20 protein-coding genes and 4 tRNA genes are annotated in these 21,936 nt (G+C 70.1%); 11 read left to right on the top strand and 13 right to left on the bottom strand.

Features of this window, described 5'->3' with window-relative positions; genetic code table 11:
- Nucleotides 1-8 precede the first annotated feature (8 nt).
- The 3 genes from ACZ6ZP_RS41845 to ACZ6ZP_RS41835 all read left to right on the top strand — a co-directional run bounded on the left by ACZ6ZP_RS41845 (nt 9) and on the right by ACZ6ZP_RS41835 (nt 291).
- A tRNA-Glu gene (locus ACZ6ZP_RS41845) sits at nt 9-81 on the top strand.
- 39 nt (nt 82-120) lie between these two features.
- Nucleotides 121-195: transfer RNA gene (locus tag ACZ6ZP_RS41840), tRNA-Asp, on the top strand.
- A gap of 22 nt (nt 196-217) precedes the next feature.
- A tRNA-Phe gene (locus ACZ6ZP_RS41835) sits at nt 218-291 on the top strand.
- 86 nt (nt 292-377) lie between these two features.
- On the opposite strand, the gene ACZ6ZP_RS41830 is transcribed toward ACZ6ZP_RS41835, so the two are convergent.
- The 4 genes from ACZ6ZP_RS41830 to ACZ6ZP_RS41815 are packed head-to-tail and all read right to left on the bottom strand — an operon-like array spanning nt 378 to nt 3,600.
- On the bottom strand, nt 378-1,517 hold the full coding sequence (locus ACZ6ZP_RS41830) for an ABC-2 transporter permease (protein WP_366463054.1): 1,140 nt from the start codon (nt 1,515-1,517) through the stop codon (nt 378-380).
- Between the two features lie 29 nt (nt 1,518-1,546).
- Nucleotides 1,547-2,395, bottom strand: a complete 849-nt coding sequence (locus ACZ6ZP_RS41825; protein WP_361469742.1) for a cytochrome c biogenesis CcdA family protein — start codon at nt 2,393-2,395, stop codon at nt 1,547-1,549.
- The gene (locus ACZ6ZP_RS41820; RefSeq protein ID WP_469410487.1) at nt 2,392-3,171 is read right to left on the bottom strand and encodes a DsbA family protein; all 780 of its coding nucleotides are present in this window, start codon (nt 3,169-3,171) and stop codon (nt 2,392-2,394) included. Before ACZ6ZP_RS41820 ends, ACZ6ZP_RS41825 begins: the two co-directional genes overlap by 4 nt.
- Nucleotides 3,172-3,225: 54 nt before the next feature.
- On the bottom strand, nt 3,226-3,600 hold the full coding sequence (locus tag ACZ6ZP_RS41815) for a hypothetical protein (protein ID WP_366463057.1): 375 nt from the start codon (nt 3,598-3,600) through the stop codon (nt 3,226-3,228).
- A gap of 83 nt (nt 3,601-3,683) precedes the next feature.
- On the opposite strand from ACZ6ZP_RS41815, the gene hrpA reads away from it, so the two are divergent.
- From hrpA to ACZ6ZP_RS41800, 3 genes are all read left to right on the top strand, one after another.
- On the top strand, nt 3,684-7,652 hold the full coding sequence (gene hrpA / locus ACZ6ZP_RS41810) for an ATP-dependent RNA helicase HrpA (RefSeq protein ID WP_351167517.1): 3,969 nt from the start codon (nt 3,684-3,686) through the stop codon (nt 7,650-7,652).
- Between the two features lie 95 nt (nt 7,653-7,747).
- Nucleotides 7,748-7,822 (top strand) — tRNA-Asp (locus ACZ6ZP_RS41805).
- A 207-nt stretch (nt 7,823-8,029) separates the two neighbouring features.
- The gene (locus ACZ6ZP_RS41800; protein ID WP_351167516.1) at nt 8,030-8,239 is read left to right on the top strand and encodes a DUF6274 family protein; all 210 of its coding nucleotides are present in this window, start codon (nt 8,030-8,032) and stop codon (nt 8,237-8,239) included.
- A gap of 569 nt (nt 8,240-8,808) precedes the next feature.
- On the opposite strand, the gene bldC is transcribed toward ACZ6ZP_RS41800, so the two are convergent.
- Together bldC and ACZ6ZP_RS41790 are read right to left on the bottom strand one after the other, a co-directional pair.
- A complete protein-coding gene (bldC, locus tag ACZ6ZP_RS41795) occupies nt 8,809-9,015 on the bottom strand; it encodes a developmental transcriptional regulator BldC (RefSeq protein ID WP_003949541.1) in 207 nt (68 codons plus the stop codon).
- 501 nt (nt 9,016-9,516) lie between these two features.
- Nucleotides 9,517-10,395 carry a DUF8083 family protein gene (locus ACZ6ZP_RS41790; RefSeq protein ID WP_351167514.1) on the bottom strand — a complete coding sequence of 293 codons (879 nt, stop codon included), beginning with the start codon at nt 10,393-10,395 and terminating at the stop codon, nt 9,517-9,519.
- Between the two features lie 209 nt (nt 10,396-10,604).
- Here ACZ6ZP_RS41790 and ACZ6ZP_RS41785 point away from each other — a divergent pair, with 209 nt between their 5' ends.
- Both ACZ6ZP_RS41785 and ACZ6ZP_RS41780 read left to right on the top strand, forming a co-directional pair.
- Nucleotides 10,605-11,687: a Leu/Phe/Val dehydrogenase gene (locus tag ACZ6ZP_RS41785; protein ID WP_351167512.1), complete on the top strand. Its 1,083-nt coding sequence runs from the start codon at nt 10,605-10,607 to the stop codon at nt 11,685-11,687.
- A gap of 290 nt (nt 11,688-11,977) precedes the next feature.
- The gene (locus tag ACZ6ZP_RS41780) at nt 11,978-12,235 is read left to right on the top strand and encodes a DUF3073 domain-containing protein (protein ID WP_344522176.1); all 258 of its coding nucleotides are present in this window, start codon (nt 11,978-11,980) and stop codon (nt 12,233-12,235) included.
- A gap of 111 nt (nt 12,236-12,346) precedes the next feature.
- Here ACZ6ZP_RS41780 and purM read toward each other — a convergent pair whose 3' ends face one another.
- The gene (gene purM, locus ACZ6ZP_RS41775) at nt 12,347-13,414 is read right to left on the bottom strand and encodes a phosphoribosylformylglycinamidine cyclo-ligase (RefSeq protein ID WP_351167510.1); all 1,068 of its coding nucleotides are present in this window, start codon (nt 13,412-13,414) and stop codon (nt 12,347-12,349) included.
- Nucleotides 13,415-13,453: 39 nt separating this feature from the next.
- Nucleotides 13,454-14,980, bottom strand: coding sequence for an amidophosphoribosyltransferase (gene purF / locus ACZ6ZP_RS41770; protein ID WP_351167508.1), 1,527 nt, complete (start codon nt 14,978-14,980; stop codon nt 13,454-13,456).
- Between the two features lie 163 nt (nt 14,981-15,143).
- Between purF and ACZ6ZP_RS41765 the strand changes: the two genes are divergently transcribed.
- The 3 genes from ACZ6ZP_RS41765 (at nt 15,144) to ACZ6ZP_RS41755 (ending at nt 18,172) form a co-directional block, all read left to right on the top strand.
- Nucleotides 15,144-15,245 (top strand): putative leader peptide, encoded by a 102-nt coding sequence (locus ACZ6ZP_RS41765; RefSeq protein ID WP_351167507.1) that lies wholly within the window; start codon nt 15,144-15,146, stop codon nt 15,243-15,245.
- Between the two features lie 77 nt (nt 15,246-15,322).
- Nucleotides 15,323-16,738 (top strand): sulfatase family protein, encoded by a 1,416-nt coding sequence (locus ACZ6ZP_RS41760; protein ID WP_366463061.1) that lies wholly within the window; start codon nt 15,323-15,325, stop codon nt 16,736-16,738.
- A gap of 129 nt (nt 16,739-16,867) precedes the next feature.
- Nucleotides 16,868-18,172 carry an LPXTG cell wall anchor domain-containing protein gene (locus ACZ6ZP_RS41755; protein ID WP_366463062.1) on the top strand — a complete coding sequence of 435 codons (1,305 nt, stop codon included), beginning with the start codon at nt 16,868-16,870 and terminating at the stop codon, nt 18,170-18,172.
- Here the strand turns inward: ACZ6ZP_RS41755 and ACZ6ZP_RS41750 are convergent.
- From ACZ6ZP_RS41750 to ACZ6ZP_RS41730, 5 genes are all read right to left on the bottom strand, one after another.
- Nucleotides 18,138-18,944: an META domain-containing protein gene (locus ACZ6ZP_RS41750; RefSeq protein ID WP_366463063.1), complete on the bottom strand. Its 807-nt coding sequence runs from the start codon at nt 18,942-18,944 to the stop codon at nt 18,138-18,140. The genes ACZ6ZP_RS41755 and ACZ6ZP_RS41750 overlap by 35 nt on opposite strands.
- A 93-nt stretch (nt 18,945-19,037) precedes the next feature.
- Nucleotides 19,038-19,832: a maleylpyruvate isomerase family mycothiol-dependent enzyme gene (locus tag ACZ6ZP_RS41745; protein ID WP_366463064.1), complete on the bottom strand. Its 795-nt coding sequence runs from the start codon at nt 19,830-19,832 to the stop codon at nt 19,038-19,040.
- A 9-nt stretch (nt 19,833-19,841) separates the two neighbouring features.
- Nucleotides 19,842-20,480, bottom strand: coding sequence for a TetR/AcrR family transcriptional regulator (locus ACZ6ZP_RS41740; protein ID WP_351167498.1), 639 nt, complete (start codon nt 20,478-20,480; stop codon nt 19,842-19,844).
- 5 nt (nt 20,481-20,485) lie between these two features.
- A complete protein-coding gene (locus ACZ6ZP_RS41735) occupies nt 20,486-21,325 on the bottom strand; it encodes a M23 family metallopeptidase (RefSeq protein ID WP_366463065.1) in 840 nt (279 codons plus the stop codon).
- Nucleotides 21,326-21,347: 22 nt separating this feature from the next.
- Nucleotides 21,348-21,848: an ArsR/SmtB family transcription factor gene (locus tag ACZ6ZP_RS41730; protein WP_351167494.1), complete on the bottom strand. Its 501-nt coding sequence runs from the start codon at nt 21,846-21,848 to the stop codon at nt 21,348-21,350.
- Between the last annotated feature and the right edge of the window lie 88 nt (nt 21,849-21,936).

Below are 21,936 nucleotides of genomic sequence, written 5' to 3'. Positions count from 1 at the left end.
GGCCCTTAGCCCTCATCGTCTAGTGGCCCAGGACGCCGCCCTTTCAAGGCGGTAGCACGGGTTCGAATCCCGTTGGGGGCACGCAACACCTTGTGCGAGACTAGTGCTCGCACAACGCTTGGTCCTGTGGAGCAGTTTGGAGTGCTCGCCACCCTGTCAAGGTGGAGGCCGCGGGTTCAAATCCCGTCAGGACCGCTTGCGATTCCTTGAATCGCGTGGCTGGGTAGCTCAGTTGGTACGAGCGATCGCCTGAAAAGCGATAGGTCGCCGGTTCGATCCCGGCCCCAGCCACCTCTTCGAAGGCCCCGTCCGATGGACGGGGCCTTCGCCGTTCCCGGAGACCGGAGACCGGAAGCCAGGGGACGGCAAGGGCCGCCTCACCCCGCCGGCGCCGCCGCGTGCGCCGCCGGCCTCTCCCGGCCGCCCGGGTGGCGGTGGCGCCAGACCCAGAACACCGTGCACGCGAGCACCGCCCACGCCGCGAGCACCAGGAACGGGAACACGTGCTGGTGGCCGCCGAAGTACACCGCCGTGTGCTGGGCGTTGACCGATGCCCCGGGCGGCAGCCAGCGCCCGATGTGGCCGAGGACCGAGGGGAGCAGCGGCCACGAGACCGCGCCGCCCGACGACGGGTTGCCCAGCAGCACCATCAGGCCCCAGGTCGGGATCATCGCCCAGCGCCCGAACAGGGTGTTGAACATCGTGAAGACCATCCCCGAAGCGAACATCGTCAGCGCCAGGATCAGCCACGACTCCACGAACGGCAGGTCCACCGCGCCCAGCCACCAGTCCACCACCGCCGCGATCACGAACCCGCCGAGCAGCGCGTAGAGGACCGTGAAAGCGATCCGCTCCGCCGGGTTGAGTCCTCGCGCGTGGACGCTCAGCTGGATCGCCCCCACGAAGCCGATGATCACCGCGGCCAGCGAGATGTAGAAGATCGCGAGCCCTCGCGGGTCGCCTTCCTGGAGGGGCTTGATGTCCTTCACCGTGACCGGCACCCCCACTTCCTTCCCCACCTTCGGGGCCGCCTCCGCGAGGACCTGTGCGACCGACGCACCGGAAGCCCCCGAGACGTCGAACGTCACCTTGTCCCCGGACGCCACCGCGAGGATCGCGAAGACCTTCTGCTCCTCCACCGCGGTCCGCGCCGCGCCCACGCTGTCGTACTCGTGCACTTCGAGCGAGGCGTTCAGCGCCTTCTCCATGCCGTCCAGGAACGCCTTGCCCCGGGTGGCCTCCTGCGCGCCGACCACCGCGGTGGGGATGTGGTGCGGGGTCGGTTTCGCCATGGAGTACGTGTACGACCCCGCGAAGAGCCCCGCGGCGGCCGCCAGGATGAACACCAGCACGACCGCGGGCAGGAAGGGCGAGTCCTTGAACGCCGACCACCGCTCGCCCCGGGTGGGGGCCCTCCCGTGGGCTCCGTGGGCGCCGTGGGGACTGTGGGCGCTGTGGGAGCCGTGGGCTGCGGAAGGGTCTTCTTCGTGGCCAGGGTGGTCAGGCTGTTCAGGCATACGAATACGCTAAACCACCTAAAACGGACTCACCCCTGCTCGGCCTCGACCGGCCCCCTGGCCCTCCGGCGCCAGGCCCGCACCGCGAACCCCACGCCCACCAGCGCCACGACCCCGACCAGGAGCACCGAGTCCGGCACGGCCCGGCCCACGCCCCCGGCCCACCGCTCCACGGCGAACGAGTCGTCCACGTCGAGCAGACCCGGCAGCGCGGTGGTCCCGTCGTACGCGAGGAAGAGCGCGCCCAGGACGACGAAGAACGCCCCCGACAGCAACGACGTCGTGTGCAGCTCGAAGCGCCCGACCCGGAACGTCCGCCCCCGCAGCCAACGCCGCCGCCCCAGGTCGAACCGCTCCCAGAGCAGCGCGAGGACGAACAGCGGCACCGCCATCCCCAGCGCGTACACGGCGAGCAGCAGTCCGCCGTAGACAGGGCTCCCGCTCACCGCCGCCACCGTCAGGACGCTGCCCAGGATCGGCCCCGCGCAGAAGCCCGCGAGCCCGTACACCGCGCCCAGCGCGTACACGGACACCGCCGTCGTCGGCCGGATGCGGCCCGACAACTCGGCCATCTTCCGCGAGGCGAACCCCATGCCCACGACCTGGAGCACGCCGAGCGCGATGATCAGCCACCCGGCGACGAGCACCAGCTGGTCCCGGTGGCCGAAGAAGAACCGTCCGGCGACCGAGCCCGCCGCGCCCAGCGGCACGAGGGTCGTCGCGAGACCGGCGTAGAAGATGCCGGTGCGGGCGAGCAGCCGCGAGGTCGAGTCGATCGAGTACGCGAAGAAGGCGGGAAGCAGCAGCGCGCTGCACGGGCTGATCAGGGCGAGGAGACCGCCGAGGAACGCCGCGAAGTACCCGACATCGGCGGTCACTTGTCGCCCGCCCCGGACGCCCCGGACGCCCCGGAGGACTTCGCCGTCTTCGCCGCCTTCGCCGCCTGCTCGATCGCCTGGTCGAAGACCTCGTCCGGCTGCGCCCCGGAGATGGGCCGCCCGTTGACCAGGAAGGACGGGGTCGACGTGGCCCCCAGGCCGTAGGCCTCCTCCTGGTCCTTCTTCACGGCCGCCTTGGCGCCCGCGCTGTCCACGTCGTCCGAGAAGCGGCCGACGTCCTTGACCCCGGCCTTCTTCGCGAGCTCCTTGAGCCGGTCGCCGCCGAACCCCTTCTCCTTGGAGCCCTCCGCGTACGCCGCCGCGTGGAACTGCCAGAAGCGCCCCTGCTGCCCGGCGGCCCACGCGCCCCGCGCCGCGGACTCGGAATCCGCGCCGAAGATGGGGAAGTTGCGCCACTCGATGCGCAGGGTGCCGTCCTCGACGTACTTCTTCACCAGGTCCGGCTCGGTGTCGCGGGCGAACTTGCCGCAGTAGCCGCACTTGAAGTCGGCGTACTCGATGAGCACGACCGGTGCGTCCTTGCGCCCCTGCGCGAGCGGGTCCTTGGCGTCGCGCCGGGCGAGCTCGGCCAGCTCCGGGTAGACCCCGGCCTGCGGGTCGGCGGAGACGTCCGCGGGGGACTCCTCCTTCGCGGTGACCGAGGAGGACTCGTCGGGCCGGGTGGCGCTGTAGGAAGCGGCGCCGAGCAGCAGGGCGGCGAGGGCCACGCCCGCTCCGATGGCGATGTTCTTCTTTTTGTTGTTGTTCTTGGGCATCAGGGAGTTCTCTCTCGTTCCGTACGTCGTTGAAGGGGCCCCGAACGGGGGCCTCTACACGCGCAGGATCGAGAGATCTATGGGAGAAGGCGGCGTCAGCGGCGGAGGACCGCGCTCCGGCGTCAGGGACGGCACCGTCTGTCCGACGCCCCACCCACCGGACGCGGAATGGGCCTGATGCAGGGCGGGCAGCAGCTCGTACGCCGTACTGGAGCGCGGCGGGGCCGCGGGGGCCTGACCGGCGTCCTGCTGGCCGCCCTTGCCGCAGCCGGGCACCCCGGCGGACGCCTCGAGCTGCACCGACACCGGCGCCGACACCGCGGAGTTCACCGCCGGTTCCGCGGCCGCCGCCGGCCCGCAGAACGCCCCGAGCACGACGAGCAGCACCCCCAGCAAGGGGCACCACGACAGACGCGCACGGGACGACATGCCCAAAATCGTACGTCCCCGGGCGCCCCGCCAGATAAATCGGTTCGCCACCTTCGAGCGGCGGGTGAGATCCTGGACGCCGTATGTCTACGCAGCCTGCCCTCACCCTCGACACCCTCGCCCCGCGCCTGTCCGAGCTGTCGCTGCGCGACGAGCACCGGATCGGCCGCCGGATGGAGGGTGCACGCCGGATCCGCAAGCCCGACGCCCGGGCCGCCGTCATCGCCGAGATCGCGGCGGACGTCGACAAGGCCGCGGCGCGGATGGCCGAGCGGGGCAGTCGTCTGCCCAAGATCACGTATCCGCAGGAACTGCCGGTCAGCCAGAAGAAGGACGACATCGCGGCGGCGATCCGCGACCACCAGGTCGTGATCGTCGCGGGCGAGACGGGCTCCGGCAAGACGACGCAGATCCCCAAGATCTGCATGGAGCTCGGGCGCGGCCTGCGCGGCATGATCGGCCATACGCAGCCCCGCCGCATCGCGGCCCGCACGGTCGCCGAGCGCGTGGCGGACGAGCTGAACACCCCGCTCGGCGAGGCCGTCGGCTGGAAGGTCCGCTTCACGGACCAGGTGGGCGCCGACACGTACGTGAAGCTGATGACGGACGGCATCCTGCTGGCCGAGATCCAGACGGACCGCGAGCTGCGCGCGTACGACACGATCATCATCGACGAGGCCCACGAGCGGTCCCTCAACATCGACTTCCTGCTCGGCTATCTCGCCCAGCTGCTGCCCAAGCGCCCGGACCTGAAGGTCGTCATCACCTCGGCGACCATCGACCCCGAGCGGTTCTCGCGGCACTTCGGTGACGCCCCGATCGTCGAGGTCAGCGGCCGTACGTACCCCGTCGAGGTGCGCTATCGCCCCCTCCTCGAAGACGACTCGCAGGACACGGACCGCGATCAGATCACCGCGATCACGGACGCCGTCGAGGAGCTCCAGGCCGAGGGCAAGGGCGACATCCTGGTCTTCCTCTCCGGCGAGCGCGAGATCCGTGACACGGCGGACGCGCTCAACAAGAAGAACTATCGCTTCACCGAGGTCCTCCCCCTCTACGCCCGCCTCTCGCACGCCGAGCAGCACCGCGTCTTCCAGCAGCACACGGGCAGACGCGTCGTCCTCGCGACGAACGTCGCCGAGACCTCCCTGACCGTCCCGGGCATCAAGTACGTCATCGACCCGGGCACGGCCCGCATCTCCCGCTACAGCCACCGTACGAAGGTGCAGCGGCTGCCCATCGAGGCGATCAGCCAGGCCAGCGCCAACCAGCGCAAGGGCCGCTGCGGCCGTACGTCGGACGGCATCTGCATCCGCCTCTACTCGGAGGACGACTTCGTCGCACGCCCCGAGTTCACGGACGCGGAGATCCTCCGTACGAACCTGGCGAGCGTCATCCTGCAGATGACCGCCGCCGGCCTCGGCGACATCGAGAAGTTCCCCTTCATCGACCCGCCGGACCACCGCAACATCCGCGACGGCGTCCAGCTCCTCCAGGAACTGGGCGCGCTCGACCCGACGCAGAAGGACCCGAAGAAACGCCTCACCCCGGAGGGCCGCAAGCTGGCCCAGCTGCCGGTGGACCCGCGCCTGGCCCGCATGGTCCTGGAGGCCGACAAGAACGGCTGCGTACGCGAGGTCATGGTGATCGCCGCCGCGCTCTCCATCCAGGACCCGCGCGAGCGCCCCGCCGAGAAGCAGACGCAGGCCGACCAGCAGCACGCCCGCTTCAAGGACGAGACCTCCGACTTCCTGGCCTTCCTCAACATGTGGCGGTACGTCCGCGAGCAGCAGAAGGAGCGCGGCTCGTCCTCGTTCCGCCGGATGTGCAAGGCGGAGTACCTGAACTTCCTGCGGATCCGCGAGTGGCAGGACATCTACACGCAGCTGCGCACGGTCGCCAAGCAGATGGGCATCAACCTCAACGAGGACGACGCCCCCGAGAAGCAGGTGCACATCTCCCTGCTCGCCGGACTGCTCTCCCACATCGGGATGAAGGACGTGAAGGAGTCCAAGGACAGCGACCCCAAGCAGCGCGGCGGCCGTGGCGAGTATCTGGGCGCCCGCAACGCCAAGTTCGCGGTCTTCCCGGGCTCCGCGCTCTTCAAGAAGCCCCCGCGCTTCATCATGTCGGCCGAGCTCGTCGAGACCTCCCGGCTCTGGGCGCGGGTCAACGCGCGCATCGAGCCGGAGTGGGTCGAGCCGCTCGCCCAGCACCTCCTGAAGCGCACGTACAGCGAGCCGCACTGGGAGAAGGACCAGGCCGCGGTGATGGCGGTCGAGAAGGTCACGCTGTACGGCATCCCGCTCGTCACCGACCGCAAGGTGAACTACGGCCGCATCGACCCCGAGGTCTCCCGCGACCTGTTCATCCGCAACGCGCTCGTCGAGGGCGACTGGCGCACGCACCACAAGTTCTTCGCCGCCAACCGCCGCCTCCTGACCGAGGTGGAGGAGCTGGAGCACCGCGCGAGGCGCCGCGACATCCTCGTGGACGACGAGACGCTGTTCGACTTCTACGACCAGCGGGTGCCCGCGGACGTGGTGTCGGGGGCGCACTTCGACTCCTGGTGGAAGAAGAAGCAGCGCGAGGAGCCCGAGCTGCTCGACTTCGAGCGGTCGATGCTCATCAACGAGCGCGCGGGTGACGTGTCGAAGGACGACTATCCCGACACGTGGCTCCAGGGGCCGCTCAAGTTCCGGGTGACGTACCAGTTCGAGCCGGGCGCGGACGCGGACGGCGTCACCGTCCACGTCCCGCTCCAGGTCCTGAACCAGGTCACGGCGGACGGCTTCGACTGGCAGATCCCGGGCCTGCGCGAGGAGGTCGTGATCGAGCTGATCCGCTCCCTGCCCAAGCCGATCCGCCGGCACTACGTCCCGGCGCCCAACTACGCCACGGCGTTCCTGGAGCGGGCGGTCCCCCTCCAGGAGCCGCTGCACGTGACGCTGGCCCGTGAGCTCCAGCGGATGGTCGGCGTCCCCGTCTCCCCGGACGACTTCGACCTCACCCGCGTACCGGACCACCTGAAGATCACCTTCCGGATCACCGACGAGCGACGCAAGAAGCTCGCCGAGGACAAGGACCTGGAGGCGCTGAAGCTCCAGCTGCGCCCGAAGGCCCGCAAGGCGCTCTCCCAGGCCGCCGCCGCGACGGCCGAGCGCACGGGCGGCTCGGCAGTCGAACGGACAGGCCTCACGGACTGGTCCATCGGCTCCCTCAGCCGCGTCTTCGAGACGCGTCGCGCGGGCCAGCCGGTGAAGGCGTACCCGGCGCTCGTGGACGACGGCGACACCGTGTCCGTACGCCTCTTCGACACCGAGGCCGAGCAGCAGCAGGCGATGTGGAAGGGCACGCGGCGCCTCATCCTGCGCAACATCCCGGTGAATCCGGCCAAGTTCGCCTCGGACAAGCTGACCAACGCCCAGAAGATCGCCCTGTCCGCGAACCCGCACGGCTCCATCCAGGCGCTCTTCGCGGACTGCGCGATGGCGGCGGCGGACAAGCTGATCGGCGACTTCGGCGGTCCCGCCTGGGACGAGGAGTCCTACCGCAAGCTGTACGAGAAGGTGCGCGCGGAGATCGTCGACACGACGGTCCGCACGGTGAGCCAGGTCCAGCAGGTCCTCGCCGCCTGGCAGGCCTGTGAGCGCCGCCTGAAGTCGACGAAGAGCCCGACGCTCCTGGCCAACCTCGCGGACGTGCGGGCGCAGTTGGACGCCCTCGTCGGCCCCGGCTTCGTCACGGCCACCGGCATCCGCCGCCTGGCGGACCTGATGCGCTACATGACGGCCGCCGACCGCCGGCTCCAGCAGATGCCGACGAACGTGCAGCGGGACACCTCGCGCATGGAGAAGGTCCACGAGATGCAGGACGAGTACGCCTGGCTCCTGGAGCAGCTCCCGCAGGGCCGCCCCGTGCCCCAGGAGGTCCTGGACATCCGCTGGATGCTGGAGGAGCTCCGCGTCAGCTACTTCGCGCACGCGCTGGGCACGGCGTACCCCGTCTCGGACAAGCGGATCGTGAAGGCGATCGACGCCGTGGCACCGTGACGAGCCGCTCACGCAGAGCGAGTTCGACCAGCGCCCGTGGCCTGCTGTAGAGTCTCGTCTCGCAGCACAACGCAGCAATCAGTGCCGCAAAGCAAGGTCCTGTGGAGCAGTTTGGAGTGCTCGCCACCCTGTCAAGGTGGAGGCCGCGGGTTCAAATCCCGTCAGGACCGCAGTAAAGGAAGGGCCGCACCCGGCAAACGGGGGCGGCCCTTCTTGCGTACCACCCCATGCACCCCAATCGCCTCGCCACCCCACGGGCCGCACCCCGCAAACGGGCGCGGCCCGTTGTCGTACCCGCATCTTGACTGCGTCACATTCCGCCGGTACCTAGACAACAGGGAGCGGGGCGGGACCGGTCCCTCATCAGGAGGTGGCGCATGACGGCATCTGCGGCGTCCGCACGGCACGAGACACGCGCTCTGCTGCGCGCCCACCTCTCGGCGGCGACCAGCTATCGCCACCTGACCCGGCACTGCCCGATCTGCCACCGCCTGGAGCGCCTCGCCCTGGAGACCTCACCCGCCGCCCAGAACGGCTGTGAGAGCGGCGGCGAGCCGGGCGAGGACGAAAGTCCCCCGAATGCGTGACCAAAGCCGACCCGCGACCCACCCCGGTGGTGGGAGGGTGAGGGGGAGGACCCCCCGGGCGCCTCGGGCGCGCGGGAGCCAACTCCCCTGTGCGCCCCGGGATCTCCTCTAGCTCAGAGGTATCGCGGGCAACAAGGTTCACGGCGTGTGACGGGTGTCACCGAAGTCGTTTTGAAAACCCCTGAACTTACACCCGTCTTACAACCAGTCAATTTAATATGTGCAATTGCACCACCCCGCACAGCGCCCGTCCGGGCCGCACAAGGGCGGGGGGAGGGTGGCGCCACAGCCGCTCCACAGCGCGGCCCCAGCACTCCTCAGAGACCAACAAGCCCGCTCACAGCGGCGCTCACCAGCACCTCCCGGGCACACAAAAAAGATCGCGCTGGACCCGGCGGAGTCCAGCGCGATCGAAGACGACTCACCCATGAGGCTCAGGCGTGGGACCCGTTGGGGCGGGACCCGCGTCGCATGTAGCTAGAAGTCGGACGTTGCGGCTGGATTGGGGGACCCAGCAGCGGTCGTACGTTTCGTCCGGGTACTGCGTGGTACTGCGGTAATGCGGTAGATCAGGCCTCGCTGCGCTGCTGCGGGATACCCGCGAGCAGTGCGCGGACCTCAGCCTCGCGGTAACGGCGATGGCCGCCGAGCGTGCGAATCGACGTGAGCTTGCCAGCCTTGGCCCAGCGCGTCACCGTCTTGGGGTCGACGCGGAACATCGTGGCAACCTCAGCCGGGGTCAGCAGCGGCTCGGCATCAGGGGTGCGAGCGGTCATGAGCGGCCTCCTCGGAGAACCGAACCTTCTCGGTTCATTCCTCTAAATTCTGCACCTTGACCCGCGTTGCCCGAAATGGCGGACGCGAGTCGAGTCGGTTATAGGACGAACGGCTTGTCCTCGGCACTACAACTACACCATCCGTCCAGCCACGTCGGCCAAACCGATGGAATTGCCCTCCCAGGTGTCTATCAGCGACGGAAGCCGATGGACCATGCCATAGCGGACAGTCACGCCACAGTGACGATCAGTCACAGAGCGATCAGGAGTCAACAGACCCCCCATAGCGTGCAATGCTGAGCATTCCGCCCACACATGGACGGAAGGAGCCCTCCCCGGACTCCTTGTCCTATTTTGGCACGAGGGGGGGCGATGGGCGCAAGGGCCCAGTAAGTGCGGTCCGTCACGCTTGAGACAAAAGCCCGGATCGGGACCTACGTCCCGTGTAGGCGTCAGGTAGGGATGACTCGTTGGGATGACCCACGAACGGCCCGCTGACGCTCAGTTCGAGAACTGACGGTCCCGGACCGCCCTCCATCGCTCCATGAGCCTCGCATACGCCTCGCCGGCCCCCTCGCCGTCGCCGTCGCGCAGCGCCTCGATTCCTTCCGCCACGTCCGCCGCCGAGTGGTCCTCGTCGAGCTGCTCCTCGGACAGGGCGTGCACGAGCCCGCCGTAGTCGAGCTCGACCAGCGAGCGCGGATGGAACTCCTCCAGCCACCGGCCGACGTCCATGAGCCCGTCGACGAGCGGCCCTTCGTCGATCGTGTCCCGCAGCGTCCTGAGGCCGCGTGCCACCCGGCGCCGCGCCTGCACCATCGGGGTCCGGTAGCGCAGGACGGGCGCGCCGGCCGCCGCCTCGCCCCCCTCGTCCTCCTCGCGCTTCTTCTCGTACCCCTTCTCGAACTGACGCTCCTCGTCCGAGACGAGCACGAACCAGTTCAGCGGCACCTGCCACGTCGACGTACGGATCCACGGGCGCGCGTCCGGGTTCCGCACGAGCCACTGTTCGTAGTCCGCGGTCGTCTGGCGGCGCACCACCGGCGGCAGGACCGCGTCGAGGACCGGCATCGGCAGCTGCCCCGGCAGCTCCCCCAGCGCCTGCCAGCCGCGCAGCCGGGTCCGCCAGGGGCAGACGCACACCACCCCGTCGGCCTCCACCACGAACGCGTCGCTGCTCTCGTGCACCGGCACGGGCACCGGCGGCGTGGGCAGCAAATCGGCCAGCGACCGCCTCAGTTCGTCCTGGTACGAGGGACGGTCGGTGCGACGCGCGTAGCGCGCCCAGTGATCACGCTCGGGCTCCGGGAAAGCGGCGAGCGGCTCATAGACGCGCAAGTAGGACGCGTACGGGACGACCAACGAAGACACCTTGGGCACGGCTGCTCCCTCCCCCGCGTACCGGCTGGAAAACACTGCAAATCGTGCCATGGCCGAACTCCGCCGTACTCCTCGCTGCGCCGGGAGAGGGTGATCCTCGGCACTGCGCGGCCACCGGGTTCTCACAGGCTCTAGTCTCATGCCCATCGGGCCCCGCCACCCGCACGGGCGCCCGCCCAACCGCCGCCACTTGACCGGGAGTCACCACAGTGACCGAAGCAGACAACGGCGTCCTGCACACCCTGTTCCACTCGGACCAGGGCGGCCATGAGCAAGTAGTGCTCTGCCAGGACCGTGCCAGCGGCCTCAAGGCCGTCATCGCCATCCACTCCACCGCCCTGGGCCCGGCCCTCGGCGGCACGCGCTTCTACCCGTACGCGAGCGAGGAAGCCGCCGTCGCCGACGCGCTGAACCTCGCGCGCGGGATGTCGTACAAGAACGCCATGGCCGGTCTCGACCACGGCGGCGGCAAGGCCGTGATCATCGGCGACCCGGAGCAGATCAAGAGCGAGGAGCTCCTCCTCGCCTACGGCCGCTTCGTGGCCTCGCTCGGCGGTCGCTACGTGACGGCGTGCGACGTCGGCACGTACGTGGCGGACATGGACGTCGTCGCACGTGAGTGCCGCTGGACGACCGGCCGCTCCCCCGAGAACGGCGGCGCGGGCGACTCCTCCGTGCTCACCGCCTTCGGCGTCTTCCAGGGCATGCGGGCCTCGGCCCAGCACCTGTGGGGCGACCCCTCGCTGCGCGGCCGCAAGGTCGGCGTCGCGGGCGTCGGCAAGGTCGGCCACCACCTCGTCGAGCACCTCCTGGAGGACGGCGCCGAGGTGGTGATCACCGACGTGCGCGAGGAGTCCGTGAACCGCGTCACGCACAAGCACCCGTCCGTGACGGCCGTCGCCGACACCGAGGCGCTGATCCGCGTCGAGGACCTCGACGTGTACGCCCCCTGCGCGCTGGGCGGCGCCCTGAACGACGACTCCGTGCCGGTGCTCACCGCCAAGGTGGTCTGCGGCGCCGCCAACAACCAGCTCGAGCACCCCGGTGTGGAGAAGGACCTCGCCGACCGCGGAATCCTCTACGCGCCCGACTACGTGGTGAACGCCGGCGGTGTGATCCAGGTCGCCGACGAGCTGCACGGCTTCGACTTCGACCGGTGCAAGGCGAAGGCGTCGAAGATCTTCGATACTACTCTTGCCATATTCGCTCGTGCGAAGGAAGACGGTATTCCGCCGGCCGCGGCGGCCGACAGGATCGCCGAGCAGCGCATGGCGGAGGCCCGCCGCAGCTGACCCCGCAGGCGCCGTGCAGGGGCCCCGTCGACGTGCGCGAGAGACAAGACTCACCCCCGTCGGCGGGTCGCCCGACAAGAAGAGGTTAAAATCGCAGTTGACCAGCGAGGACAGGGCTCCTCGCGGGTTCTGCGCCGAGGCGCGTCCTGCGGGCGACGTACCGTATGGCCGCAGGAGCAGGTACCGTGGAAGCCCTACGGACCGGCCTCTCCACGGAGAGCCCGTTCCTGATCATGAACGCGTGTCAAGACTCTGGGGTCACCAAGCCCCATATCCGAGGGGGTCGAGCCATGGGGCGCGGCCGGGCAAAGGCCAAGCAGACGAAGGTCGCCCGCCAGCTGAAGTACAGCAGCGGCGGGACTGACCTGTCGCGTCTGGCCAATGAGCTGGGCGCTTCGACTTCGCAACAGCCGCCTAATGGCGAGCCGTTCGAGGACGACGACGAGGAAGACGACCCGTACGCCCAGTACGCGGATCTGTATAACGACGACGAGGACGACGACTCTGCTGAAGAGTCCGGCCCCTCGTCGCAGCGCCGCGGCGCTTGACCTCGTTGCATTCGCAGCACTTGCAGCATTCGCAGTTCTCGTAGCAACTGCACCTGACCCGGTCCGGGGTGGTCACCACACCGGACCGGGTTTTGTGCTGCCCCGCAGGGCTTACTTGGAGTAGTCACCGATCAGCGCCGCGCCATCGGTGTGCTCGCCGCGCTCGGTGATCTCACCGGCGATCCAGGCGTCCACGCCGCGGTCCGCGAGGGTCGCGAGGGCCGCGTCGGCGGACTCCTCGGGGACGATCGCCATCATGCCGACGCCCATGTTCAGCGTCTTCTCCAGCTCCAGGCGCTCGACCTGGCCGACCTTGCCGACGACGTCGAAGACCGCGCCGGGCGCCCAGGTCTCGCGGTCGACGATCGCGTGCAGACCGTCCGGGACGACCCGGCCCAGGTTCGCCGCGAGGCCGCCGCCCGTGATGTGGCTGAAGGCGTGGACGTCCGTGGTGCGGGTGAGCGCCAGGCAGTCCAGGGAGTAGATCTTGGTGGGCTCCAGGAGCTCCTCGCCGAGCGTGCGGCCGAACTCCTCGACCTGGCGGTCCAGGGACCATCCGGCGCGGTCGAAGACCACGTGCCGCACCAGCGAGTACCCGTTCGAGTGAAGACCGGAGGACGCCATCGCGATGACCGCGTCCCCCTTACGGATGCGATCGGGGCCGAGCACGCGGTCGGCCTCGACCGCGCCCGTGCCGGCGCCCGCGACGTCGAAGTCGTCCGGGCCGAGCAGGCCCGGGTGCTCGGCCGTCTCGCCGCCGATGAGGGCGCAGCCGGCGAGCACACAGCCCTCGGCGATGCCCTTCACGATGGCCGCGACACGCTCGGGGTGGACCTTGCCGACGCAGATGTAGTCGGTCATGAAGAGCGGCTCGGCGCCGCACACCACGATGTCGTCCATGACCATGGCGACCAGGTCGTGCCCGATGGTGTCGTACACGCCGAGCTGGCGGGCGATGTCGACCTTCGTGCCGACACCGTCGGTGGCGGAGGCGAGCAGGGGGCGCTCGAAGCGCTTGAGGGCGGAGGCGTCGAAGAGTCCGGCGAAGCCGCCGATGCCGCCGAGTACCTCGGGGCGCTGCGTCTTCTTCACCCACTCCTTCATCAGCTCGACGGCGCGGTCGCCCGCCTCGATGTCGACGCCTGCGGAGGCGTAGCTGGCACCAGTGGTCTCAGACATGTGGGGTGAGAACTTTCGTGTCGTTACTACGTACGGGGCTTACGGGCGACGGATCGCGTCGGCCGCTGCCGTGGACGCCGGACCGGCGGCCAGCTCCGTCTCCAGGAGCTGCTTGCCGAGCAGCTCGGGGTCGGGGAGGTCCATCGGGTACACGCCGTCGAAGCAGGCGCGGCAGAGGTTCGGCTTGTCGATGGTCGTGGCCTCGATCATGCCGTCGATGGAGATGTACGAGAGCGAGTCGGCGCCCATGGACGTGGCGATCTCGTCGATCGTCATGCCGTTGGCGATGAGCTCGGCGCGGGTCGCGAAGTCGATGCCGAAGAAGCAGGGCCACTTCACGGGCGGCGAGGAGATCCGGATGTGGATCTCGGCGGCGCCGGCCTCGCGGAGCATCTTGACCAGGGCGCGCTGGGTGTTGCCGCGGACGATCGAGTCGTCGACGACGACAAGACGCTTGCCCTTGATGACTTCCTTGAGGGGGTTCAGCTTCAGACGGATGCCCAGCTGGCGGATCGTCTGCGAGGGCTGGATGAAGGTCCGGCCGACGTAGGCGTTCTTGACCAGGCCGGCGCCGAAGGGGATGCCGGAGGCTTCCGCGTAACCGATCGCGGCGGGCGTTCCGGACTCCGGGGTCGCTATGACGAGGTCGGCTTCCGCCGGGGCTTCCTTGGCGAGTTTCCGGCCCATCTCGACGCGCGAGAGGTAGACGTTCCGGCCCGCGATGTCGGTGTCGGGGCGCGCCAGATAGACGTACTCGAAGACACAGCCCTTGGGCTTCGCTTCCGCGAATCGGGCCGTTCGCAGGCCGTTCTCGTCGACCGCGATGAACTCGCCGGGCTCGACCTCGCGGACGTAGCTGGCGCCGCAGATGTCGAGCGCCGCGGACTCCGACGCGACGACCCAGCCGCGCTCCAGGCGGCCGAGGACCAGCGGGCGGATGCCCTGCGGGTCGCGCGCCGCGTACAGCGTGCCCTCGTCCATGAAGACCAGGGAGAAGGCGCCCCGGACGTCCGGGAGGACCTTCATGGCGGCTTCTTCGATGGTCAGCGGCTTGCCGTCGTCGTCCGTCTGGCCCGCGAGGAGAGCCGTCACCAGATCGGTGTCGTTGGTCGCCGCGACCTGGGTCGCGCGGCCGTTCTCCTTGGGCAGCTCGGCGACCAGCTCGGCGAGCTGGGCCGTGTTGACGAGGTTGCCGTTGTGCCCGAGCGCGATGGAGCCGTGCGCGGTGGCACGGAACGTCGGCTGGGCGTTCTCCCATACGGAGGCCCCGGTGGTCGAGTAGCGGGCGTGACCGACCGCGATATGACCCTGGAGCGAGCTGAGAGAGGTTTCGTCAAAGACCTGGGAAACCAGCCCCATGTCCTTGAAGACAAGGATCTGGGAGCCGTTGCTGACCGCGATTCCCGCGGACTCCTGGCCTCGATGCTGTAGGGCGTAAAGCCCGAAGTAAGTGAGCTTGGCGACCTCTTCACCCGGAGCCCAGACACCGAAGACGCCACAAGCGTCCTGGGGGCCTTTCTCGCCGGGGAGCAGATCATGATTGAGTCGACCGTCACCACGTGGCACGACACCGAGTGTAGGCGAGATCGACCACTGGTCCGAATTGGGGATACGGCCCCCGCACGGAGCGTGATGACGCTCCCGGTGCGTCCGTGGAGTACGAAGCCCTTGTGAACAGGTGAGCGAGAGCGTTGACAGGGGCGGGCGGGTCCCGTGAAGCTCCTGGTCCATGCCCCTGCAGCCCCTCGGTGACCCCTCGGCCACCCTTGTGGAGCGCCGCCACGTCGACCTGGTCCGTGTCGCGAGCGCCATCTGTCGCCGCGCGCTCTGAGCTCACTCTCCGTCTCACTATTTGTCGACTCCGGGTACGTGCCCCAGCCGCGCCGTGCCCCGTTCAGGAGCGCAGCCATGCCTTCGTACGACCAGTCCGCCCTGTCCCGCCGCGCCTTCGGGGGCGCCGTGGGAGCCGGTGCCGCCGCCGCGGTGGGTCTGCCCGCCGCCGCCGAGGCCCACGAGCGGCCCTTCCGCGCGGCCCCGCGCCGCGGCGCCAAGCGGCCGAACATCCTGTTCATCCTCGGCGACGACCTGGGCTGGGCCGACCTCTCCTCCTACGGGTCGCCGCACATCAGCACCCCGAACCTGGACCGCCTCGCACGCCAGGGCGTGCGGTTCACCGACGCCTACTCCGGCTCCGCGACCTGCTCCCCGACCCGCTTCAGCCTCTACACGGGGCGCTTCCCGGGGCGTACGAAGGGCGGGCTGGCGGAGCCGATCGCGGACAAGTCCGTTGGCCTGGAGCCGACGCATCCCACGCTGGCCTCGCTGCTGCGGGACGCCGGGTACGCGACCGCGCTGATCGGCAAGTGGCACTGCGGCTATCTGCCGGACTACTCGCCGACGAAGTCGGGCTGGGACGAGTTCTTCGGGAACTTCGGCGGGGCCCTGGAGTACTACTCGAAGCTGGGGCTCGGCGGTGAGTACGACCTCTACGAGGGCGATGTCCGGGAGGGCGACGCCGAGTACAAGGACCTGCGCTACTACACGCGCATCCTGACCGAGCGGGCGAGCGAGTACGTCCGGCGGGACCACGGCGACAAGCCCTGGCTGCTCAACCTGAACTTCACCACTCCGCACTGGCCGTGGATCGCGGACGGCGACACGGAGGAGAGCGCGGAGATCGTACGGAGGATCAAGGCGGGCGAGAAGGGCGCGCTCTGGCACCAGGACGGCGGCTCCGTCGAGAAGTACACGGAGATGGTGCAGGACCTGGACCGCTCGGTCGGCGAGGTCCTCAAGGCCCTGAAGAAGTCGGGTCAGGAGCGGGACACGCTGGTCTTCTTCGCCTCCGACAACGGCGGCGAGCGCTTCTCGTACAACTGGCCCCTGTCGGGCAACAAGGCCTCGCTCCAGGAGGGCGGCATCCGCGTGCCGACCATCGTGCGCTGGCCCGCGCGGCTCGACGGCGGGCAGGTCAGCCACGAGCCCGTGTTCACCCCGGACTGGACGGCGACGCTCCTGGAGATAGGCGGGGCCCGGCCGAACCCCGCCTACAAGCTGGACGGGACGAGCCTCGCGCCCTACCTCCTCAAGGGCGAGGAGCTCGCGGAGCGGGAGCTGTTCTGGCGGGTGCGCGGGGAGCGGGCGCTGCGGCGCGGGCAGTGGAAGTACTACCGGGGCAAGGGCGGCAAGGACCAGCTGTTCGACCTCGCGGCGGACCTGCGGGAGCAGGCCGACCGGGCCGCGGACGAGCCGAAGCGCCTCGCGGAGCTGAAGGCGGCCTGGGAGAAGACGGAGAAGGGGCTGCTGCCCTACCCCGCTGCCTGAACTGGGCCTTAAGCGCGGCCTAAGAAGCCTTCCCGGGGGTTCGCGCGGGCCGATGTGATCGCTAGCGTGCCTCGCGCGCGCCCAAGTTGATCTCCAAGGTCCGCGCGAACCCCACTCGGAAGGTCCCCCATGAAGCCGTCCCCGCGCCTCTGTCTCCTGCCGGCCGCCGTGGCCGCCGCCCTGACCGCTGCCGCCGCCGCGCCCGCTCCCGCCGCCGACGGGCCGCAGCGGCGCGTCCAGGTCGCCATGGTGAACTTCACGGACAGCCGCATCCCGGACGCGGGCACGCTCGAAACCGCCCTGAAGGACAACTACTTCGGGTCGAGCGGCTCCCTCACCTCGTACTACAACGAGGTCACCGGCGGCGCGACCACCTTCCAGGCCGCCGAGGGCGACGGTGTCACCGGGCCCGTCGACATCGACCTCGCGGCCACCGGCTGCGACACCGGAAAGATCAACGACCTGACGCGCGAGGCACTCGCCGCGAAGGGCGTGCCCGAGGACGGCTACGACCACCTGTCGCTCGTCTTCCCCTCGGAGAAGGCCGGCTGCGACTGGCTCGCGCTCGGCACCGTCGGCGGCGGCACCACCTGGATGCCCGTCGGCGCCGACGGCAAGATGTCGATGACGGCCCTGGTCCACGAGTTCGGCCACAACTTCGGCTACAGCCACCACATGCGCCTCCGCTGCCCCGAGGGCGACCTCGGGGCGGGCTGCGAGGAGGACGGCACCAGCCACAAGACCCCGATGGGCGGCGGCGGTTGGGAGGCCGGGCTCACCGCCCCCGAGCTCCTGCACAACAAGTGGCTGACGGGCGGCGAGGTCGCGAAGGTCGCCAAGTCCGGTACGTACACGCTGCGTCCGCTGTACGGCAGTGGCGGCGGGGTCCGTGCGCTCGACATCCCGCTGGGCGACGACCGCCTGGTCGTGGAGCTGCGGCACGAGTCCGGCACCCTCGACGGCGAGATCCAGGGCGTGCACGCCTACCGGGTGCAGGACGGGAAGTACGCCGATTCGGCCCTCGTCGACCCGACGCCGGACGCCGACGAGTCCACCGGCGGCGACGCACCGGCCGACGCGGACGCGCTCAAGGCGGGCGCGACGCTGACGGACGAGGCCCGGAAGGTCGAGGTCGAGGTCACCAAGGCGGGGGCGGACACGGCCACGGTGAAGGTGAGCCTGGACGGGGTGGCGGCTCCCGCGGCTGCCGCCGAGCCCGCGGCAGAGGAAGAGGCTCCCGTGGAAGCCTCCAACGACGCGCGCCCCGAAGGCGGTTCCACCGAACTCGCCGAGACCGGCGGCGACTCCGACACCAGCCTCGCCTACTCCATCGGCGGCGGCCTGATGCTCGCCTTCGGCGGCGCGTTCCTGCTGAAGTCCCGCTCCCGCCGGGGCGTCGCTACTTCGTCTGCTTCAGGTCGGCGTTCGCGCTGACGACCGTGCCGTCGGCGGCGGTGAGCGAGAGCCCCCGGTGGGACAGCTGGTAGGTCACCTTGCCGTCGAAGAGCTTGAGGAGCTTCTTCTCGGTGTCGGCAGCCGCTCCCTCGCACATCATCCGGGTGCTCCGGGGAGCGCCCAGGGTGATGCTGTCGCCCTCCACCTCGGCCTTCGCGGTGACGTTGTTGCAGCCGAGCTTGCCGCGGACGGTGCCGTCCTTGCCGAAGGTCAGATGGGCCTTGCCGTCCACTTCCTTCGGCAGGGAGGCGGTGACCTTGCCGTCGCCGATGGCGTTCACGTTCCACTTGGTGCCCGTCAGCGGGACGTCCGGCTCCGAGGTGAGGGCCACGCGGTCTCCCTTGTCGGTGGTGAGGGTCAGCCGGTCGCCGTCGACCGCGGCCTTCAGCTCGCCCTTGCCGATGGCGCCCTTGAAGGCGTCCTCGAAGTCCAGTTTCGCGCAGCCCCTCTTGGTGGAGATGGCGTTGGCGAAGTCGACCTTGTCGCCGTCCGTCGAGACGTCCGCGGTGAAGCCGTTGCAGCCGTAGTTGCCCTCGGCCCTGCCCTTGTCGCCGATCTTGACGTAGGCGTCGGCCGGGGCCTGCTGCTTCTTGCCGCCCACCGTGACGCTCTCGACGCTCCAGTGCACGCCGGTGAGGGACTGTCCGGACCCGACGGACCCACTGCCTGAGCCGGTCTCGGTGCCGCACGCGGTGAGCATGCCCGCGGCGGCCAGGGCCATGACGGTCGGAGTCAGTCGTTGCTTCTGCATGCCGGTGTGACGGGGCAAGTGGGGGTTCTGGTTCCCCTCCGCCAGCCGAAGAGGACCGTCGCCCGCCGGGGCGGATCGTCGGTACGGATCGGCTCAGCTCATGACCGGCAGCAGCTCCGCCAGATCCGCCCGCTCCCCGCTCGCGCTGACCTTCGCCGCGTCCCGGGCGCTCTTCCAGTCCGTACGCCCGGTCGCGAGGCGGATCCAGGTCAGCGGGTCGGTCTCGACGACGTTCGGCGGCGTGCCGCGGGTGTGCCGGGGTCCCTCCACGCACTGGACCACGGCGAACGGCGGGACCCGGACCTCGACGGCGCCGCCGGGGGCCTTCACCGCGAGGGCGTCGGCGAGCAGCCGGGTGCAGGCGGCCAGGGCCTGGCGGTCGTACGGGACGTCCAGACCCGGCACCGCGTCGTTCAGGTCGTCGGTGTGGACGACCAGTTCGACGGTGCGGGTGACCAGGAAGTCGTCGAGGGTCATCGCGCCGAACCGGGTGGGCACGAGCCGGCCCGCCGTGACGTCGGGCAGCGCCTCCTCGAAGCCGGCGAGCGTGCGCGTGTACAGCTCGCCGAGGTCCTCCTGCGCGGCGAAGGCCCGCGACGCCTCGTCGACCTGCGCGGCGGCCGAGGCGGTCGCGAACGGCCAGTCCAGCAGCGCCACTTCACGGGCCGGGGGCTCGGGCATGGCGAGGAAGCGGGTGGCGCCGATGAGCGCCATCGTCAGGTGTGCGGCCAGCTCGCGCACGGTCCAGCTGCCGAGCCGGGTCGGCAGGGCGAGCTGCTCGGGCTCCAGGGCGCCGACCGCTTCCCGTACGTTCCCGAACTGGGCGAACACGGCGGTGCGGATCTTGGCGGAGTCGTACGAACGCGTGCGCTTCTTGGCCGGTGGCATGGGCCGAGCCTAATTCTTCTCGGGGTACCCCTGGAGACCCTTTTCCACCTGGCCGAAGACGCGCTCGGCGGACGCGGCGCAGCCCTTCGCGATCTCGTCGAGCGGGTCGCCGGCGAGGGTGCGCTGGTGGTTCTCCACGATGAGCGCGTTCCGGGCGCCGATCAGCTGGGAGGCGGCGACGCGTGCGAGGAGCATGTCGCCCGTCTCCTGGGCGAGGGCGTCCGCGAGGAGCTGGACGCTGCGCATGTGGAAGATGACCATGCGGTGCGCGAGGGTCGGCGTCTCGCTGATGAGCTGGCGGACCTTGAGGGTGCGCGGGTCGCCGCTGAGGCCGATCGAGGGGTCGCGCGCGGTGATCTGCTCCAGGAACTGGCCGCGCATCGCGGCGACCGCGGACTGTCCCGGCGCCCGCTCGCGCACGGCGCGGGCGGGATCGCCGACGTGCTCCTCCAGGGGGCTGACGATCACGCTTTCCTTCGTACCGAAGTAGTTGAAGACGGTCATCTTCGACACCTCGGCGGCCTCGGCGATCTCCGCCACGGATACGTGGTCGAAGCCCCGCTCGGAGCAGAGGTCCACGGCTACCCGCCAGATCCGCGACGCGGTCTGCTTCTTCTTGCGCGCACGCAGCCCCAGCTCCTCTGTCATGCAGGTCACGGTACCGGGAGGGCCTCTTCCCGCACCGTGAACGTCTCGCCGTTGGCGGGCACCCCGACCCCCCGCCAGCGGAACGGCACGCCCCGCGCGGTGGCCAGGTCGGGGCCGTCCATCAGCTGGAAGTGCACATGGGGTTCGGTCGAGTTGCCGGAGTTCCCGCAGCGGGCCATGACCTGCCCGGCCCGGACCCTGTCCCCGGTGCGCACGGCGAGCGAACCCCGCTGGACGTGCGCGTACACGGCGTACGTCCCCTCGCCGATGTCGAGCACGATGTGGTTGCCGACGACGCGGCGGGCGCCGCCCACCGTCCTGCCGACGCCTTCGACGATCATCAAGTAGGCGAGCGCGACGAGGGAGTTGCGGCTCAGGTGGTCGCGCTGGCCGTCCTCCGCGTGCACGACGGTCGCGTCGGCGACGGCGAGGAGCGGGGCCCCGAAGGCGGGGAAGGCGTCGTTGCGCCGGGCGATCGGCCACAGCCAGGCGAAGGCGGGGCGCACCCCGTCCTCCGGCTCGGCCACGACGTCGATCGCGTAGGTCTGCCCGAGACCGTGCGTGCCGTGGCTCGGCACCTTGTCGGCGGGGCTGTTCAGCGCGGACCAGCGGCCGGTGACGGGCGGGGCGATCTCCACGGGGGCCGGGGGCTCGGCCCGTGCCCGGTGGCGGCGGGCGACCTGGCCGAGCACCACGGCGAGGGCGACGAAGCCGACCGCGGGGACGATGCCCCACCAGGAGGGATAGGGCAGGTCCACGAAGAGCCCGGTGATCACGTGGACGAGGACGACGAGCATCAGCAGCCGCTGCAGCAGCACCGCGAACTTGCGCTGACGGACAGACATGGTGTTTCCCCCAGTGGTCGGTTCAGGGCCGCGCGGCGGACAGCACCACGAGCAGCGGGACGATCCGCCCCGCGGGGACCTCGTGGCGGCCGCGCCCCGTGGTGTGCAGCCAGCCCGCGCCGGTCAGCTGGCGCAGGTGGTGGTAGATCTGGCCGGTCGTGCCGATCTCTGCCAGTTCCGCGAGCTCGGCCGCGGTGCGCCGGCCGCCGAGGATCTCCCGCAGGAGCCTCAGCCGCACGGGGTGCCCGAGCGCGGCGAACGACTCGGCGGCCTCGGACCAGTCGTCGCCGAGGAGCTGCTCGGTGGTGTGGCCGTACTGCCACTCGTACCGCTCGCCCGTCGGCACGCGCACCGCTCCGGTGAACACGACGGCGCCGTCCGGGACCCGCTCCTCGGGCAGTCGCGCCTTCAGCGCGTCCAGCGCCCAGAAGTCACCCTCGACCGCGGCGGGCGCGGGGGCGCCCGCGCTCTCCAGCTCGGCCATGCGCCGCTCCAGCTCCGCGACGCGCTCTTCCAAGTCCATGGGACCAGTATTACGTAATTACGTAATCCCCTGCAAGGGAAAGGCGGAGGGAACGACGAAGCCCCCGCCCGGACCAGGTCCGAACGGG

This window comes from Streptomyces sp. NPDC054047 (assembly GCF_055585065.1).
Note: the sequence above shows the minus strand (reverse complement) of the source record. Positions and strands in the feature narration are given on the sequence as shown.

Excerpts from the sequence above, each read along its gene's own strand:
- ACZ6ZP_RS41830 (WP_366463054.1), bottom strand. The coding sequence starts at position 1,517 with ATGCCTGAACAGCCTGACCACCCTGGCCACGAAGAAGACCCTTCCGCA.
- ACZ6ZP_RS41820 (WP_469410487.1), bottom strand. The coding sequence starts at position 3,171 with ATGCCCAAGAACAACAACAAAAAGAAGAACATCGCCATCGGAGCGGGC.
- ACZ6ZP_RS41815 (WP_366463057.1), bottom strand. The coding sequence starts at position 3,600 with ATGTCGTCCCGTGCGCGTCTGTCGTGGTGCCCCTTGCTGGGGGTGCTG.
- hrpA (WP_351167517.1), top strand. The coding sequence starts at position 3,684 with ATGTCTACGCAGCCTGCCCTCACCCTCGACACCCTCGCCCCGCGCCTG.
- ACZ6ZP_RS41800 (WP_351167516.1), top strand. The coding sequence starts at position 8,030 with ATGACGGCATCTGCGGCGTCCGCACGGCACGAGACACGCGCTCTGCTG.
- bldC (WP_003949541.1), bottom strand. The coding sequence starts at position 9,015 with ATGACCGCTCGCACCCCTGATGCCGAGCCGCTGCTGACCCCGGCTGAG.
- ACZ6ZP_RS41780 (WP_344522176.1), top strand. The coding sequence starts at position 11,978 with ATGGGGCGCGGCCGGGCAAAGGCCAAGCAGACGAAGGTCGCCCGCCAG.
- purM (WP_351167510.1), bottom strand. The coding sequence starts at position 13,414 with ATGTCTGAGACCACTGGTGCCAGCTACGCCTCCGCAGGCGTCGACATC.
- ACZ6ZP_RS41765 (WP_351167507.1), top strand. The coding sequence starts at position 15,144 with ATGCCCCTGCAGCCCCTCGGTGACCCCTCGGCCACCCTTGTGGAGCGC.
- ACZ6ZP_RS41760 (WP_366463061.1), top strand. The coding sequence starts at position 15,323 with ATGCCTTCGTACGACCAGTCCGCCCTGTCCCGCCGCGCCTTCGGGGGC.
- ACZ6ZP_RS41755 (WP_366463062.1), top strand. The coding sequence starts at position 16,868 with ATGAAGCCGTCCCCGCGCCTCTGTCTCCTGCCGGCCGCCGTGGCCGCC.
- ACZ6ZP_RS41750 (WP_366463063.1), bottom strand. The coding sequence starts at position 18,944 with ATGCAGAAGCAACGACTGACTCCGACCGTCATGGCCCTGGCCGCCGCG.
- ACZ6ZP_RS41745 (WP_366463064.1), bottom strand. The coding sequence starts at position 19,832 with ATGCCACCGGCCAAGAAGCGCACGCGTTCGTACGACTCCGCCAAGATC.
- ACZ6ZP_RS41740 (WP_351167498.1), bottom strand. The coding sequence starts at position 20,480 with ATGACAGAGGAGCTGGGGCTGCGTGCGCGCAAGAAGAAGCAGACCGCG.
- ACZ6ZP_RS41735 (WP_366463065.1), bottom strand. The coding sequence starts at position 21,325 with ATGTCTGTCCGTCAGCGCAAGTTCGCGGTGCTGCTGCAGCGGCTGCTG.
- ACZ6ZP_RS41730 (WP_351167494.1), bottom strand. The coding sequence starts at position 21,848 with ATGGACTTGGAAGAGCGCGTCGCGGAGCTGGAGCGGCGCATGGCCGAG.